The 16,547-nt window shown below is 72.2% G+C and carries 14 protein-coding genes; 3 read left to right on the forward strand and 11 right to left on the reverse strand.

Annotation, left to right across the window (positions count from 1 at the left end):
- Positions 1–16: 16 nt before the first annotated feature.
- A complete protein-coding gene (locus ACRAKH_RS31155) occupies positions 17–1,081 on the reverse strand; it encodes an adenosine deaminase (RefSeq protein ID WP_380725243.1) in 1,065 nt (354 codons plus the stop codon).
- A gap of 398 nt (positions 1,082–1,479) precedes the next feature.
- Between ACRAKH_RS31155 and ACRAKH_RS31160 the strand changes: the two genes are divergently transcribed.
- Entirely contained in the window at positions 1,480–2,691 is a 1,212-nt protein-coding gene (locus tag ACRAKH_RS31160; protein ID WP_380725245.1) for a hypothetical protein, read from the forward strand.
- 156 nt (positions 2,692–2,847) lie between these two features.
- Here the strand turns inward: ACRAKH_RS31160 and ACRAKH_RS31165 are convergent, their stop codons facing one another.
- The 7 genes from ACRAKH_RS31165 to ACRAKH_RS31195 form a co-directional block, all read right to left on the reverse strand.
- Positions 2,848–4,020, reverse strand: coding sequence for an ISAs1 family transposase (locus ACRAKH_RS31165; RefSeq protein ID WP_447009467.1), 1,173 nt, complete (start codon positions 4,018–4,020; stop codon positions 2,848–2,850).
- 333 nt (positions 4,021–4,353) lie between these two features.
- Positions 4,354–5,643, reverse strand: a complete 1,290-nt coding sequence (locus ACRAKH_RS31170) for a thymidine phosphorylase (RefSeq protein ID WP_380725249.1) — start codon at positions 5,641–5,643, stop codon at positions 4,354–4,356.
- Positions 5,640–6,035 carry a cytidine deaminase gene (locus tag ACRAKH_RS31175; protein WP_380725251.1) on the reverse strand — a complete coding sequence of 132 codons (396 nt, stop codon included), beginning with the start codon at positions 6,033–6,035 and terminating at the stop codon, positions 5,640–5,642. The genes ACRAKH_RS31170 and ACRAKH_RS31175 overlap by 4 nt, the downstream gene beginning before the upstream one ends.
- Positions 6,028–7,293, reverse strand: coding sequence for an ABC transporter permease (locus ACRAKH_RS31180; RefSeq protein ID WP_380725253.1), 1,266 nt, complete (start codon positions 7,291–7,293; stop codon positions 6,028–6,030). The genes ACRAKH_RS31175 and ACRAKH_RS31180 overlap by 8 nt, the downstream gene beginning before the upstream one ends.
- On the reverse strand, positions 7,290–8,360 hold the full coding sequence (locus ACRAKH_RS31185) for an ABC transporter permease (protein WP_380725255.1): 1,071 nt from the start codon (positions 8,358–8,360) through the stop codon (positions 7,290–7,292). Before ACRAKH_RS31185 ends, ACRAKH_RS31180 begins: the two co-directional genes overlap by 4 nt.
- The gene (locus tag ACRAKH_RS31190; protein WP_380725257.1) at positions 8,360–9,940 is read right to left on the reverse strand and encodes an ABC transporter ATP-binding protein; all 1,581 of its coding nucleotides are present in this window, start codon (positions 9,938–9,940) and stop codon (positions 8,360–8,362) included. Before ACRAKH_RS31190 ends, ACRAKH_RS31185 begins: the two co-directional genes overlap by 1 nt.
- A 97-nt stretch (positions 9,941–10,037) precedes the next feature.
- Positions 10,038–11,162: a BMP family lipoprotein gene (locus ACRAKH_RS31195; RefSeq protein WP_380725261.1), complete on the reverse strand. Its 1,125-nt coding sequence runs from the start codon at positions 11,160–11,162 to the stop codon at positions 10,038–10,040.
- Positions 11,163–11,534: 372 nt separating this feature from the next.
- On the opposite strand from ACRAKH_RS31195, the gene ACRAKH_RS31200 reads away from it, so the two are divergent.
- Positions 11,535–12,062 carry a YbaB/EbfC family nucleoid-associated protein gene (locus ACRAKH_RS31200; RefSeq protein ID WP_447009468.1) on the forward strand — a complete coding sequence of 176 codons (528 nt, stop codon included), beginning with the start codon at positions 11,535–11,537 and terminating at the stop codon, positions 12,060–12,062.
- 17 nt (positions 12,063–12,079) lie between these two features.
- The gene (locus ACRAKH_RS31205) at positions 12,080–13,741 is read left to right on the forward strand and encodes a hypothetical protein (RefSeq protein ID WP_380730198.1); all 1,662 of its coding nucleotides are present in this window, start codon (positions 12,080–12,082) and stop codon (positions 13,739–13,741) included.
- Between the two features lie 44 nt (positions 13,742–13,785).
- Here the strand turns inward: ACRAKH_RS31205 and ACRAKH_RS31210 are convergent, their stop codons facing one another.
- From ACRAKH_RS31210 to ACRAKH_RS31220, 3 genes are all read right to left on the reverse strand, one after another.
- A complete protein-coding gene (locus tag ACRAKH_RS31210) occupies positions 13,786–14,595 on the reverse strand; it encodes a hypothetical protein (protein ID WP_447009469.1) in 810 nt (269 codons plus the stop codon).
- A gap of 414 nt (positions 14,596–15,009) precedes the next feature.
- Positions 15,010–15,954 (reverse strand): hypothetical protein, encoded by a 945-nt coding sequence (locus ACRAKH_RS31215; RefSeq protein ID WP_447009470.1) that lies wholly within the window; start codon positions 15,952–15,954, stop codon positions 15,010–15,012.
- Positions 15,955–16,350: 396 nt separating this feature from the next.
- Entirely contained in the window at positions 16,351–16,509 is a 159-nt protein-coding gene (locus tag ACRAKH_RS31220) for a hypothetical protein (protein ID WP_380728592.1), read from the reverse strand.
- Positions 16,510–16,547 lie beyond the last annotated feature (38 nt).

The raw sequence follows: 16,547 nt of genomic DNA on the forward strand, positions 1-16,547 counted from the left end.
CTGTCGTTCAGGCGTCCTACCGCTGGAGGGCGACGTACGCGGGCTCGATCACGTCCTGGATCAGGGCGCGCCGCTCGTCGTGCGTGAGGAACGCGGCCTTCGCGGCGTTGACGGTGAACTTGCGCAGGTCGTCCCAGCCGAAGCCGAACTGCTCGACCACGGTGGCGAACTCGCCGGTCATCGACACGTCGCTCATCAGCCGGTTGTCGGTGTTCACGGTGACCCGGAAGCCCAGCTCGGCCATGCGCTTGATCGGGTGCTCGGCCAGCGACCGCACGGCGCCGGTGTGCACGTTCGACGTCGGGCACATCTCCAGCGCGATCCGCCGGTCCCGCACGTACGCGGCGAGCTGCCCGACCTCGTCGCCCTTGATGTCCTCGGCCAGCCGCACGCCGTGGCCGAGCCGCTCCGCGCCCGCCAGCTGCACGGCCTCCCACGCCGACTCGGCGCCCGCCGCCTCGGCCGCGTGGATGGTGAAGTGGGCGTTCTGCTGCCGCAGGTACTCGAACGCGGACAGCTCCTTGCTGGGCGGGAACCCGGCCTCGGGGCCCGCGATGTCGAAGCCGACGACGCCCGCCTCCCGGTAGCGGACCACCAGGTCGGCGATGCGCTGCCACCCGTCGTTCTGGCGCATCGCGCACAGCAGCGTGCCGACCCTGATCCGGCCCGCGGACGCGGCCTCGCCCTGGCGGAAGCCCTCCTGCACGGCCTCGACGGCCTGCTCCAGGCTCAGGCACTTGTCCGTGAACAGCTCCGGCGCGTAGCGGATCTCGGCGTAGACGACGCCGTCGGCGGCGAGGTCCTGCACGGCTTCGGACGCCACGCGCACCAGCGCGTCCTCGTCCTGCATCACGCCGCACGTGTGCGCGAAGCCTTCGAGGTAGCGGACCAGGGAGCCCGAGTTGGCGTTGTCGCGGAACCAGGCGCCCAGGGCGACCGGGTCGGTCGTGGGCAGGCCCTGGTGGCCGCAGGCGTCGGCGAGTTCGATCACCGTCTGGGGGCGGAGGCCACCGTCGAGGTGGTCGTGCAGCAGCACCTTCGGCGCGCTGCGGAGGGCCTCCTGGGTAAGCGGGGTCGGCATGGTCGTCACGGTATACCGGTGACACGCCGGGCCGGGTCCGTGTGGAATGATCTTGCGGCCGCTAGGATCACATCGGAGTCACCGGGTGTGTCCAGAACCACTCGGTTGGAGGCCGCTTTCGCCGTTGTGCAGTCGTGATGCAGAACTTTCCGCAACCGTGACCAGCGCACAGGTCACTCACACGGCGGATGCTCACGGCGCGCTGTTGAAGGCCCGCTGCGGGTTACCCTCCGGTAGGGTCGGCCACCGTAACTCGAACGGAGTACACGCAAGGCCGAGACAGGCGGTCCCCGCCGGGGGGCGCTACAGCTCGCCGCCCCAACCTGGCTAGGCTCCCGGAGGTCTCCCCTCCCCTGGACGAAGGCACCCGAGCCGTGAACGAGAACAACAACTCCACGATGTCCTTCGATCGGATGCGCAACATGCTCACGCGCGCCGCGGAGATCCGTGAGAGCGAACAGCAGCAGATCTTCGACGCACTGGACGAGATCCACGCACGGATGTCCCCGCTCGAGTCGCTGGGTTCCGTTCGCAAGCGCCTGTCCGAGCTGCCCGACCGGACCGAGGTCAGCGTGCTGGCCGAGCGGCTGGACGAGGCGCTGTCCCGGCTGGAGGCGCAGGACCAGGCGGTCCAGGGCATCGGGCGCGCCGTCGAGGGGCTGGTCGACAAGCTCGCCAAGCCGTTCGCGCAGCTCGACGGCCGGCTCGACGGGGTGACCGGCCGGTTCGAGGGTGTCGCGGGCCGCATGGACGGCTTGGAGGACAAGCTCGCCCACATCCACAAGCGGCTGGACGACCTCGACGGCCACCTGGACAAGCAGGACGGCAAGGTCGAGCAGGTGCCGGCCGCCGTCACGGGTCCGCTGCGCGAGCGCATCGAAGCGCTGGAGACCGCGCTGCGGGGCCGGTTGGACGAGGTCGACGAGGGCGTGCACGAGCACCTCGACGGCACGCGGGAGGCGTTGCAGCGGTCGGTGACCGACACGACCAACGCGCTGCACGGCAAGCTGGACGAGACGCGCGACAACCTCAACAGCACGCGCGACGGCCTGCACGCGACGATCGCGGAGACGCGCGAGTCGCTGAACGCGTCGCTCGCGGACACCCGCAGCACCGTGACGGGCAAGCTGGACGAGGCCCGCGAGGCGCTGCACGCGGCGCTGGACGAGACCCGCGACCAGGTCGACGCGACGGACCGCCTGGAGGCGCTGGCGCAGCGCCTGGAGCAGGTCACGTCCCGCCTGGACACCATGACCACCCGCCTCGACTCCGTCGAGGACGACTTCGCGGCGCGCCTCGGCGAGCTGTCCGGCGTCGTCGAGCAGGGCATCGCCAAGGTCGAGGGCACGCTGTCCGCCCGGCCGGACGCCGACTCGATGGCCACCATGGTGCGCAAGAGCAACCAGGAGTCCGAGCTGCGCATCGGCGGCCAGCTGGACGAGGCGATGGCGACGTTCGCGGAGCTGATCCTCGGCGGCGGCTCGCCCACCCCGCCCCCGCCGCCCACCGCCCTCCCCCGGCCGCAGCGGCGGACCCGGAAGAACGGGCCGAAGCCGGGCGACAACCGGAACAACGTGGACGACGACGACCTGACCGCCGAGGGCGCCTGATCGCCGAGGGCGCCTGATCGCGTGAGCCGAGAGGCCCGGTCCGCAGTGCGCGGGCCGGGCCTCTTCGTGTGCCGCCGTGATGTCGCGGGTTCCACCCGCAGTGCTTCGCAGACGTCCCCGCCCAGGGCAGGGTTCCGGCAAAGTCGTTTGTGCTGTTCAGTCGGTGATTCCGAGGAGTTGGAGTGGTCGTCGGGGGTTGCGTGACATGGTGCGCAACCCCTTGGCGATGTTGGTGTGGCCTGTGCGGCGTAGGGCGTTGATGGCGAGGTTGCGCAGTGAGGCCATGACGCGTGGGGCGTTGCCGGTGCGGATGCGGGAGGCGTCTTCTCCGTAGGTGACGTCGCGGACCCAGTGGAGCCGGTTCTCGATGTTCCAGTGGCCTCGGAGCAGGTCGGCGATGCGGGCCGGGTGGGCGTCGCGGCCGGTCAGGCTGGTCACTCCGAGCACGGCGTAGGCGCCGCGCCGGCCGGTGGCGTGGCAGGTCCGGTAGCGCTCGACCAGGAACGCGGTGCGGGCGTGGGGAAAGTCCACGTCGCCGAAGCCGGGGTCCCCGAGCGGGGCGACCCGCACGGTGCGCAGTTCGGTGCGGCCGTGACCCTGTTCCTCGAAGACCAGGCGGGGCATGTCGTCCCAGGGCAGCGAATCGAGTCGGGCGTAGACCCGAGGCCAGCCGGTCTTGACGGTGAACACGTAGTGCGCCCCGCGATCGTGCAGGTGGCGGGCGTGATCGCGTTGGGTGTGCAGCGCGTCGGCGGTCACCACCGTCCCGGTCAGGTCGACCGTGTCCAGCAGCGGGGCGAACCCGGCCAACTCACCGCCGGTGGGGACCTGCCGCTGACCGGCCACGGTTCCGTCGTCGTGGCGGAACACGGCCATCAGGTGCACCCCGGAGCCGCCGGCGCGGCCGAACGTGCCGGCCACGGACTTGCCGTCCACCGCCACCGCCCGCGGCGGATCGGCCGGGTCCCGGTCGGGCAGCCGGGAGTCCGACCAGGCCCCGATCACCGCGTCCAGCGCGTCACCGTCCACCCTCGACAACACCCGCCGCACCGTGGACTCCTCCGGCGCCACGAACCGCCCCCGGCCGGTGTCGAACCGGACACCGAGCCTCTGCAACAACTGCTGCGGCGCGTCCGACGCCCACTCCGCGATCGCCGCGAACGACCGCGCACCCGCCACCACCGCCGACGCGGCCAACGCCAGGATCGAGGCCAGCGAATGCCGCACACCCCGACGCCGACGCGGATCCGGCACCCGGTCAAGAACAACCCGCAGGTCCACGACCTGCCCAACCGGCATCGGGGCCAGTCGGTCCACGACCACGGGCATCAGGCAGGATGACAAGGCGGGCACGGCACTCCCAAGATCATGCGACTTAGACACTCACATGATCAACCAGAGCGCCGTGCCCGCTCTCATCCAGCCCCAACCAGCACAAAAGACTTTGCCGGAACCCTGCCCGCCCAGGGGACCCCTGCTTTTATTCTGCCGGAGGGGTCCGACAATTCCGCCGGCCTTCCGGCCCGTAGCCCGGCGGCGGGCAAGCACTTAACCCCTGGAACTCCGCCCGAGCGCGCCGGAACGCGAGACGGCAACCCGCCGGAACCCAGGCCCGCGCCCGTGCCTCCGACACAGTTGCCGGAGGCACGGGTCAGGCAGAGCTCAGCCCCGGATCGTCTCGATCACGAGGGGGCCGCGGGTCGGTGGGGCGTCGCCGATCGCGTACCCGCCGGTCAGGCTGTCGAGCGCGGCGGGCACGGCGTCCGGGGTGTCGGTGTGCAGTTCCAGCAGCGGTTGGCCCTTGGCGACCCGGTCGCCCGGCTTCGCCAGGCACAGGACGCCCGCGCCCGCCTGCACCGGGTCCTCCTTGCGGGCACGGCCGGCGCCCAGGCGCCACGCCGCCACACCGACCGCGTAGGCGTCCAGGCCGGTCAGGTAGCCGTCCTCCGGAGCGGTGACGACGTGCTTGTGCCGCCCCACCGGCAACGGCGCCTCGGGGTCGCCGCCCTGGGCCCGGATCATGCGCGCCCACGTCTCGTACGCCTCGCCGGACGCCAGCACGTCCGCCGGCGACGCCGTGACACCGGCACGCGACAGCATCTCCTCCGCCAGGGCCACGGTCAGCTCGACCACGTCCGCCGGCCCGCCGCCGCGCAGCACCTCGACCGACTCGGCGACCTCGACCGCGTTGCCGACCGCCCGACCGAGCGGCACGGACATGTCGGTCAGCAGGGCGCTGATCCGCAACCCGTGGTCCACGCCGATCGACACCAGGGCCGACGCCAGCGCCCGCGCCTGGTCCAGCGACTTCATGAACGCGCCCGACCCGACCTTCACGTCGAGCACCAGCGCGTCGGCGCCCTCGGCGATCTTCTTCGACATGATCGAGGACGCGATCAGCGGGATGGACTCGACGGTCGCCGTCACGTCCCGCAGCGCGTACAGCTTCTTGTCCGCCGGCGCGAGACCCGACGTGGCCGCGCACACGACCGCGCCGACCGACCGCAGCTGCGCGGTCACCTCGTCCACGGACAGCTGCGCCCGCCACCCGGGGATGGACTCCAGCTTGTCGAGCGTCCCCCCGGTGTGCCCGAGCCCGCGCCCGGACAGCTGCGGCACGGCGGCGCCGCACGCGGCGACCAGCGGGGCCAGCGGCAGGGTGATCTTGTCGCCGACGCCGCCGGTCGAGTGCTTGTCCACGGTGGGCCGGCCGACGTCCAGCGCCAGCCGCTCGCCGGACCGCACCATCGCGCGCGTCCACCGTGCCGTCTCGGCGGTGTCCATGCCGTTCAGGAAGATCGCCATGGCCAGCGCGGACATCTGCTCGTCCGCCACCGCACCGCGCGTGTAGGCGTCGACCACCCAGTCGATCTGGTCGTCGGTCAACCGGGCGCCGTCGCGCTTGGCCCGGATCACGTCCACGGCGGTGTGGTTCCCCGTCGCCCCGGTCACGGCAAATCCTCCGGTCCGAACGCGTCCGGCAGCACCGAGGTCATCGGCAGCACCCCGGACGGCGTGTCCACCAGGCAGGCCCCGCCGCCCAGCTCGTAGATCACCTGGCGGCAGCGCCCGCACGGCATCAGCAGGTCGCCGGCGCCGCTGCGGCAGGCCAGCGCCACCAGCCGGCCACCGCCGGTCAGGAAGAACTGGCCCGCCAACGTGCACTCGGCGCACAGCCCGACGCCGTAGGCGGCGTTCTCGACGTTGCAGCCGACGACGATCCGCCCGTCCGAGCACACCGCCGCCGCCCCCACTCGCAACCCGGAGTACGGGCAGTAGGCGGACTGGGCGGCCTCGACGGCACGCGCCCGCAGCAGCTCCCAGTCGACGACGACGTCAGCCACGGCGGTACACCACGCCGTCGGCCGCGGGCATGCGCAATCGCTGCGACGCCACCCCGAGCACGATCAACGTCACCAGGTGCGGCGCGTAGGTGGTCAGCTCGCTCGGCACCTCGTCCACCGAGTAGTACACCGCGTACAGCAGGCCCGCGGCGAGGATGCCGAACGCGGCGGCGAACCAGCGGCGGCGGACGAGCTGCCAGATCACGATGACGGCGAGCAGCAGCACCGCGCCGTAGACCAGCGCCAGGAACGTCTTGCCGCCCGACCGCAGCTGCAACCCGTCGGCGTACCCGAACAGGGCCGCGCCGCCGAGCAGGCCGCCGGGCCGCCAGTTGCCGAAGATCATCGCGGCGAGGCCGATGAACCCGCGGCCGTTGGTCTGGCCTTCGAGGTAGCCGGGCTGGCCGGGGTTGAGCACGAGCGCCGCGCCGCCGATGCCGGCCAGCGCGCCGGACGCGATCACCGCGACGTACTTGTAGAGGTAGACGTTGACGCCCAGCGACTCCGCGGCCACCGGGTTCTCGCCGCACGACCGCAGCCGGAGCCCGAACCGGGTCCGCCACAGCAGCAGGTAGCTGCCGATGACGAACAGGATGGCCAGCATCGTCAGCGGCGACACGCCCGTGACGAGGCCGCGCAGGATGCCGGCGACGTCCGACAGGCCGACCCGCTGCTGCGCCTCCAGCCGACCGAGCCAGTCGGACAGCCCGGACGCCGAGTAGGTGTCGAACTTCGGCACCGCGGGCGACTCTCGCGGGTTGTTCGACAGCGGGAAGAAGATCAACGTGGACAGGTACTTGGTGAGGCCCGCCCCGAGCAGGTTGATCGCCACACCGGACACGATGTGGTTGACGCCGAACGTCACGGTCGCGATCGCGTGCAGCAGTCCGCCCAGCGCGCCGAACACGGCCGCCGCGACGAGCGCCGCCCACGGGCCCCACTGGTAGCCGGCCCACGCCGCGCCCCACGTGCCCATGATCATCATGCCTTCGAGGCCGATGTTCACGACGCCCGCGCGTTCCGCCCACAGGCCGCCGAGCGCGGCCAGCAGGATCGGCAGCGCGAGCCGCACGGCGGTCTGGATGGTGCCGGTGGACGTCAGCTGCGGCACACCGGTCAGGTACGACGTGGTGGACAGCAGCACGACCGCGCCCGCCACGCCCAGGGCGCCGACGGCCCAGCCGGGGATGCGACGTGCCTTGCGAGGCGGCGGGACGGCCAGCGGCGCCTCGGCGGGGTTCATCAACGAAGTGCTCATGCCGCATCCACCGTTCCGAGCTGCCGACCGACCTGCCGCTGTTGGGCGGCGACCTCGAACCGGCGGACCACCTCGTACGCCACGACGACCGACAGCACGATCGCGCCCTGCATGATCGTCACGATCTCCCGGGGCACGCCCACGTTGTCGAGGGCGAGACCCGACTTGTCCAGGAACGCCCACAGCAGCGCGCCGAACGCGATGCCGCCGGGGTGGTTGCGCCCCAGCAGCGCGATCGCGATGCCGGAGAACCCGATGCCGGCCGGGAAGTTCAGGTTGTAGGTGTGGTCGCGGCCCAGGATCTCGGGCATCGACACCAGGCCGGCGATGGCGCCGGACAGGAGCATCGCGATCAGCACCATCTTCTTGGCGTTCACACCGCCCGCGGCGGCGGCCGTGGACGACTCGCCGGACGCCCGCAGCTCGAACCCGAACCGCGTGCGGTTCATCATCACCCAGTAGCCGATGCCCAGCAGCGCGGCCAGGAAGACCAGGCCGAACACCGTGCCGGACGAGCCGAGCGGGATGCCGGGCACCCAGCCGGACTCCGGGATCTCCGGGGTGCGGATGTTGTTGCCGCGCAGCTCGCCGAACACGTCCGCGCCGATCAGGTACGCGGCGAGGCCGAGCGCGAGGCCGTTCATCATGATGGTCGAGATGACCTCGTTGACGCCGCGCGTGACCTTGAGGATCGCCGGGATCGCGGCCCACAGGGCGCCGGCGACGGCGGCCGTCAGGATGATCACCAGGGCGTGCAGGCCGGGTGGCAGGGCGATCGAGCCGCCGACCACGGCCGCGACGACCGCCGCGACCCGGTACTGGCCCTCGACGCCGATGTTGAACAGGTTCATCTGGAACCCGATCGCCACCGCGAGCGCCGCGATGTAGTACGTGCCGGTGCTGTTGACGATGTCCACCGCGGTGGTGCCCTGACCGACCTGCGACAGCATCACCCCGAACGCCCGCAGCGGGCTCGCGCCGGACACCACCAGCGCGATGCCGCACAGCAGGGCGGAGAACAGGATCGCCAGGACCGGCGGCAGCAGCTTGCCGCGCAAGATTCCCATTACTCGCCTTCCAGTTCCGCGCCGCGGGCGTGCGCGCCGCCCGGGGCGTGCTCGGCGACGGCGGCGCTCGTGGCGCCCGCGCCGGTCATCGCGCTGCCGAGGTCTTCCGGGGTGACCGTGGCCGGGTCGGCGTCCGCGACCAGCCGGCCGCGCAGCATGACCCGGATCGTGTCGGACAGGCCGATCAGCTCGTCGAGGTCGGCCGAGATGAGCAGCACGGCGAGGCCGCGCGCGCGGGCGTTCTTGATCTCGTCCCAGATCAACGCCTGCGCGCCGACGTCGACGCCGCGCGTGGGGTGCGACGCGATGAGCAGCACCGGGTCGCCGGCCAGCTCACGGCCCACCACGAGCTTCTGCTGGTTGCCGCCGGACAGCGCGACGGCGGCCACGTCGATGCCGGGCGTGCGCACGTCGAACTCCTCGACGATGCGCCGCGTGTCGTCCTTCGCGCCCGCGAGGTCCAGCCACTGGCCGTTCGACACCGGGCGGCGGGTCTGGTGGCCGAGGATGCGGTTCGCCCACAGCGGCTGGGTGAGCAGCAGGCCCTGCCGGTGGCGGTCCTCGGGGATGTAGCCGATGCCCGCCTCGCGGCGCGCCAACGTGCCCAGCCTGGTCAGGTCGCGGTCGCCGAGCAGCACGCGGCCGTGGTGGGCCTTGCGCATGCCCATGATGGTCTCGACCAGCTCGGTCTGGCCGTTGCCCTCGACGCCCGCGATGCCGACGATCTCGCCCGCGCGCACCACCAGGTCGATGTCGTCCAGCACCGGTCGGGTGCCCTCCACCGCGACCAGGCCGAGGTTCTCCACCTTGAGCACGACGCGGTCGGTGACGGTGGACTCGCGGGTCTCGGGGCTGGGCAGCTCGCTGCCGACCATCATCTCGGCGAGCTGGCGGGAGCTGACCGCCTTCGGGTCGGCGGTGCCGACCGTGGTGCCGCGGCGGATGATCGTGACGGAGTCGGCGATCGCGCGGACCTCGTCCAGCTTGTGCGAGATGAACAGGAACGTGAAGCCCTGCTCCTGCATGCCGCGCAGGGTGGTGAACAGCTCGTCCACCTCCTGCGGCACGAGCACCGCGGTCGGCTCGTCGAGGATGATCACCTTGGCGCCGCGGTACAGCACCTTCAGGATCTCCACCCGCTGCCGGTCGGCCACGCCGAGGCGTTCCACGAGCACGGCGGGGTCGACGGTGAGGCCGGTGGCCTCCGCCAGCTCCAGGATGCGCTTGCGGGCCTTGGCGCCGATGCCGTGCAGCGACTCCGCGCCCAGCACGACGTTCTCCTGCACGGTCAGGTTGTCGGCGAGCATGAAGTGCTGGTGCACCATGCCGATGCCGGCCTTGATCGCGTCGGCCGGGGTGCGGAACCGGACCGGTTGGCCGCCCACCTCGATGGTGCCCTCGTCGGGCTGCTGCATCCCGTACAGGATCTTCATCAGGGTGGACTTGCCCGCGCCGTTCTCACCGCACAGCGCGTGCACCTCGCCGACCTGCACGCTCAGGTGGACGTCGCTGTTGGCGACGACACCGGGGAAGCGCTTGGTGATGCCCGACAGGACGACGGCAGGGGTGGTAGTGCTCATGGAAGCTCCGTCTGATCTCCGGCTGCGCCGGGGCTAACCACGCACTGGGCCCCGCGAGTGTGCTCGCAGGGCCCAGTGCGCCGGAGGCCGGATGGGGTTACAGCTTGTCCTTGACGTCGATCTTGCCCGCGATGATCTGAGCCTTGTAGCCCTCGAGCACGGCCTTCAGGTTCTCGTCGATCTTGCCGCCGGAGGTGGAGTAGCCGACGCCGTCCACGGACAGGTCGAACACCTTGGGCAGGCTCGCCAGGTCGTTCTTGGCGACGGCCTTGACGAAGTCGTACACGGCGACGTCGACGCGCTTCAGCATCGACGAGACGATGACGTCCTTCGACTCCTCGACCGTCTTCTGGTTGTACTGGTCGGAGTCGACGCCGATGGCCAGCGCGTTGCCGGTCTTCGCGGCCGAGAACACGCCCTTGCCGGACGCGCCGGCGGCGTGGTACAGCACGTCGGCGCCCGCCTCGACCTGGCCGGTCGCGGCCTCCTGGCCCTTGGTCGGGTCCTGGAAACCGGTAAAGTCGCCCGCCGGGGTCAGGTACTTCTTCTCGATCTTGATGTCCGGAGCGGCGGCCTTGGCGCCCTGCTCGTAGCCCGCGTCGAACTTCTGGATCAGCGGGATCTCCACGCCGCCCACGAAGCCGACGTGGCAGGACTTGGACTTGTAGGCGGCGATGACGCCGGCCAGGAACGAGCCCTCTTCCTCGGCGAACAGCAGCGGCGTGACGTTCGCCGCGCCCTCGACCGCACCGTCCACGATGGCGAACTTGACGTTCGGGAACTCCGGCGCGACGACCTTCAGCGACTCGGCGTAGGCGAAGCCGACACCGATGATCGGGTTGAAGCCCTCGCCGGCGAGCTGGCGCAGCCGGGTCTGCTTGGCGTCCTCGGGCTCGTTCGGCGCGGCGGTCAGTTCCTTGACCTCCGCGATGCCGAAGTCGGCCTTGGCCTTGTCGAGGCCGGCCGCGGCCGAGTCGTTGAACGACGCGTCGCCCCGACCACCGATGTCGTAGGCCAGGCCGACCTTGAGCGCGCTGCCGTCGACCTTCTCGTCCGACGTGGCGGCGCTGGACGTCGCGGCGGCGGCCGGCGGCTTGTCAGCCAGCTTGCAGCCCTCGGCGGTGTTGGTCGATCCCGGCTGGGTACCGCCGGTGTCCTTGGCGCAGGCGGCCATCGACAGAACGCTGGTCAGCGCGATCGCGGCCACCGCGAGGCCACGCATTCGACGACGCACGGCTCGTCTCCCTCCCTGCTCATCGAGGAGCAGACAAATCCCGACGGTTGGACGTCGGGGCTTCCGAGTGGCGAACCGTACCCCGTAGTAATGAGACCTGCGCACGTACCGGTCCGCACGTGACCTAATCGTTGGTGGGATCACTCGGCGCCGCCACTCGGCGTGATTCGCCGACTACCCCGACCGACTGGCGCGGCGGTCGATCACCGCTGGTCCGAGGTCCGGCGCGGGACGGGCCGGGTGGCGTGCGAGCGGGGGTTCGGGACACCGCAGGCTCACCCGTTGGTGGGGCGTTGGGGCGGCGTTGGCGGGTTCCGGTCGACTCGAGGGTGCACCGGTATCCACCCCAGGAGGTTGACCTTGGACCCCCAGCAGTGGCTCGACAACTTCGAGGCCAAGCTGGCCGACCTGCAGCGGAAGTCGGCGGACCTCCAGGAGAACTTCGAGAACTCCCAGGCCACGGCGTCCAGCCCGGACGGTGCGGTGACCGTCACGGTCGGCCCGAACGGGGGTCTGCTCGACATCCGGCTGGGCCACCGCGCCACCGAGCTCGGCTCCGCCCGGCTCACCGCGCTGATCATGCAGACGGTCCGGGTCGCGCAGAAGCAGGCCGCGCGGAACGTGATGGCCGCGTTCGAGCCGCTGGGTGAGGGCACCGAGGCGATGCGGATGGTCAGCGACGCCATCCCCGACGACGACGGGCCCGAGGACCACGAGCGCGACTACGGCCCGGCCGAGGTGGAGCCGGAGCCCGAGCCCGTCCGCGCCGCCCCCTCCGTCCGCGCCGCCGTGCCGCCCGCGCCGGGCCGGCCGGCGCAGCCGCCGTCACGGCCGGTGCGCGCGTCGCGCCCGGTCGACGACGAGGACGACGACAACCAGCCCTGGTGACGAGGAGAGCCTGAACCATGACCGCCCCCGAGACCCCGATCTCCTCACCGCCCGGCATGGAGATCACCGAGCAGAACAAGTTCAAGGGCTCCCTGTTCATCTCGGCGTGGGACGAGATGATCACCACCATCGGCAAGGACGCCGAGACCGAGACCGAGAAGGCGCTGGACATCACGTTCGCGGCGATCGGCACGGCGTCGTCGATGGCGATGCTGGCGGTCGACCCGTTCGGCACCATCCTGGGCGCGGGCATCGGCTGGCTCATCGAGCACGTGTCGTTCCTCAAAGAACCGCTCGACCAGCTGATGGGCGACCCCGACGAGATCAACGCCAACGTCGAGGCGACCAAGAAGCAGGCCGCCGAGCTGCGCGTGCTGGCCGAGGACCACCGCAAGGGCCTGGTCACGTTCGACGGGTGGACCGGCGCCTCGTCCGAGGCGTTCCAGAAGAACATGGACACGATGGGCCAGGAGCTGGACTCCCTGGCCAACGCGGTCGAGCAGAAGGCCAAGATCGTCGCCATCTGCGGCGTGCTGGTGTCCGTGCTGCGGGACATCGTGCGCGACCTGATCGCCCAGCTGCTCGGCTCCCTGCTCGCGGGCGCGATCGCGGCGGCCGCGGCGGCGTTCTTCACCTTCGGCGCGTCGATCGTCGCGTTCATCGGCGTGGCGGTCGGCAAGGCCGTGGCGCTGGGCGTGAACATCGCGTCCCGGATCGCCCGCGTCACCGCCGCGCTCGGCAGGCAGATGGGCCGGATCAAGAACCTCGACGACATCACCGAGAAGGTCGGCAAGGGCTGGAACCGGTTCGAGAACATCGCCGACGTCGCCGAGGTCGGCTACGAGTCGTGGAAGGCGCAGAAGGGCGTCGACCGCGAGATCGACAAGGCGCTGGCCAAGGACGTGCAGGACGACAAGGTCGCCGACGCCAACAAGAAGGCCGAGGACGCCAACGAGCGGTACACCAAGGCCAAGGAGGCGGAGGCGGCGGCCGCCGAGGAGGCCAAGAAGGCCAACGAGGACCTGAACGCGGCGGCCGAGAAGGCGAGCGACGCCAACGACCGGGCCAACGCGTTCGTCACCGAGGCCAACGCCGCCGCGGCACGCGGTGACCAGGCCGGCCGGGACGCCGCGATGGCCAAGTACGAGGCGGCCAAGGCCGAGGCCGACACCGCCCGCGCCGACGCCGCCCGGTTGGCCGAGAAGTCCGCGCAGGAGAGCCGGGACGTCGCCGACGCGGCCAAGGCCAGCAACGACGCGCTGATCGCGGCGAAGCCCGCCGACGAGGCCGCCAAGGCCGCCTACGAGGAGTACAAGCGCAACAACCCCGGCCCGGACGACCCCGCGCGCGCGTCCGCCGAGAGCGACATGGCGGCGAAGAACGACGCGGCGAAGGAGGCGAACGCCCGGTACTCGCAGGCCAACGCCGACTTCGCGGCGGCCAACGCGGCGGCGGCCGAGGCCAACGCCAAGGCGTTCGCGTCGGGCAGCGAGGCCGACATCAAGGCGGCCGAGGAGGCGTCGCGCAAGGCCGAGCAGGCGGGCGCCACCGTCGAGCAGGCCGTGAACGACGCGAAGTCGGCCGGTGAGGCGGCGAAGTCCAGCTACGAGTCGTTCCAGTCGAAGTACTCGCAGCCGGACCCGAACGCGACGTCCACCAGTTCCGCCCAGGCCGGCTAGCGCCGCCGCCGGCTCGGTACCACTCGGCCGGTCCCGGCCCCGCACTACCGGCCCGGCACTACCGGCCCCCGCACCCCCGGCACTGCACTCCCGGCACTGCCCACCTGAGAACTCCGGAGAAGCAACATGGCACGCGGTGGTGGCGTCGACGGCAACCCGAGCTCCTCGGGCGGCAACCAGTCCGCGCCACCACCGTCCCCGCCGCCCTCGTCGGGCGGGCCGACGGGCAACTCCGGGTTCGGCATGAACGAGTCGTCCATGCAGGGGTTGCAGAGCAAGGCCGGTGACCTGCAGTCGAGGTTGGCGGCGATCTCGGCCGGGCTGCAGGGGTTGAAGCTGGGGCCGAACGCGCTGGGGCCGATCGGGATCGTCGCCGTGCCCGCGTTGAACAACTCGAACGACGCGTCGGTGAAGCAGGCGAACAACGCCTCGACCGCGATGGGCAACGTCCAGTCGGGGCTGAGGGCCACGGCGCAGACGCACGTGCAGAACGACCAGTTCAGCAAGGACCAGTTCAGCAAGATCGACCCGAACTCGAACGCCCAGCGGCCGCCCGGTTCGCCCGGCAGCGGGCCGCTGGGCGCGAAGGGTCCCGGCGGCCCTGCCGTGACGCCGGTGCAGAAGGTGCCCGGCGCGTCCGGCCCGGACGGGTCGGGTGGCGGGAAGGGGCCCGGCGGACCGGCCGTGACGCCCGTGCAGAAGGTGCCGGGTGCGTCGGGGCCGAACGGTTCGGGTGGCGCGAAGAGTCCCGGCGGACCGGCCGTGACGCCGGTGCACAAGGTGCCCGGCGCTTCGGGGCCTGATCCGTCCGGCGGGTCGAAGGGTTCCGGCGGGCGGTCGGTGGGGCCGATCACCAACGTTCCCGGCGCCTCCGGACCCACCTCGCCCGGTGGTTCGAAGGGTCTCGGCGGACCTCCGGTCAGCCCGATCACCAACGTCCCCGGCGCGTCCGGACCCAACACCCAGGCAGGTCCCAAGGGCTTGGGCGGACCTTCGGTCGGGCCGATCACCAACGTCCCCGGCGCTTCCGGACCCAACTCGCCCGGTGGTTCCAAGGGGACTGCCGGGCCGCCGGTCAGCCCCATCACCCCCGTGGCCGGTGCCTCCGGCTCGAACTCGCCGGGTGCTCCGAAGGGGACCGGCGGGGTTGGCGGTTCCCCCGTAGGGCCGATCGGCAACGTGGCGGGCGGTTCAGGCGGCTCGCGCACCCCGGGTGGCACCGCGGGCGGCACGACGTTGAGCCCGGCGCCGAGCACCGGTGTGTCCACTCAGCCCGGTGCGAACACGGCGGCGCGCAGCATCTCCAGCGCCCTGTCCGGCGCTCCCACCGCCACGCCGCCCCCGATGGCAGGCGGTCCGATGGCGTCCGGCGCACCGGGTGCCTCGGGTGCGGGCGACCGTTCGAGCAAGTTCACCGCCGGTCCGGGCAAGGGCACGTTCGACGCCCCCAAGGCCGCGGCGGGCGACGGCACCATCAGCAAGGCGCCGGTCTCCTCGCCCTCGACACCGCCCCAGGCCCCGAAGCCGACCACCGACGCCCCCAGCACGGCCACCGCACCCCCGTCGACCACCCCGAAGCCGACGTCCAACGCCCCGTCCCCCGCCGGCACCCCGCCGTTGTCCCCGATGGCAGCCGCCCCGGCCGCGGGTGCTCCCGCCGCGACCCCGTCGACGGACCGCTCCAGCAAGTTCACCGGCGGCCCGGGCAAGGGCACGTTCGACGCCCCGAAGCTCCCCGCAGACGACGGCACGATCACCAAGGCGCCCAAGAACGACCCAGCCACACCCCCTCCCGCCCCACGCCCCACCGCACCCCCATCACCGCCCGCACCCACAACCTCCACCCCCACCAGCACCCCTCCAGCCAGCACCCCGACCAACCCCACACCCCCGACCGCGCGCCCCACCACGCCGCCGGTCACCACGACGCCGACCACGACGCCGCCGACCGCGACGCCGCCGGCCGCCGCGCCGCCGGTTACCACCACCCCGCCGCCGGCCAGCGCGCCTCCGGCCGCAAAGCCGCCGGTCACAGCCGCGCCACCGGCCGTGCCACCCGCCACCCTCGCCGCACCCGCGCCCGCAGCGACCCCGGTGACCTCGCCCAACACCCCTGCGCCGCCGCCATCCGCAACGGCACGGGTGACAACGCCCGACACCCAGCCCGCGCCACGACCCGCAACCCCGGCCGTCAACACCGCGCCGCCCGCCACCTCACCTGCCCCGCCCGCCGCGCAACCGCCCCTGCCCACCACGCCCCCGCCTGCGCCTGCCACCCCCGCAGCCGCACCGCCGGTCACCGCACCCGCCGCGCCCACCACACAGCCACCCACCACACAGCCACCCGCCGCTCAGGCACCTGCCGGCACGCCCGCCCCACCCACAGCGCAACCGATCGCGCCCACCACGCCTCCGGCTGCTCCGCCGCCCGCGAGCACGCCGACCTCACCAACCCCCACCTCCACTCCGCCCAACACCGCGCCCCCGGCCGCCCCACCCGGGAGCGCCCCGCCGGCCAACACCCCCGCCGCGCCGGCGAACCCGCCCGCCGACACACGGCCGGCACCCCCGGCCCCGGCCCCGACCTCGGCCCCGCAGAACCGTCCCCCTCAGGCGAGCACCCCGAACCAGACCACCGGCGTCACCCCGCTCACCCCGGACGTCGTCGTTGCCGTGGTCGGCCCGACCGCCCCGCCCAGCACCACCCGCAAGGTCCCGAACTTCCCCGCCACCCCCGACACCTCGAACACCACCGCCCCCAACACCACACGGGGCACCACCGGTGACGCGCCGGCCCCCAACCCCA

This window comes from Saccharothrix hoggarensis, from assembly GCF_052936025.1.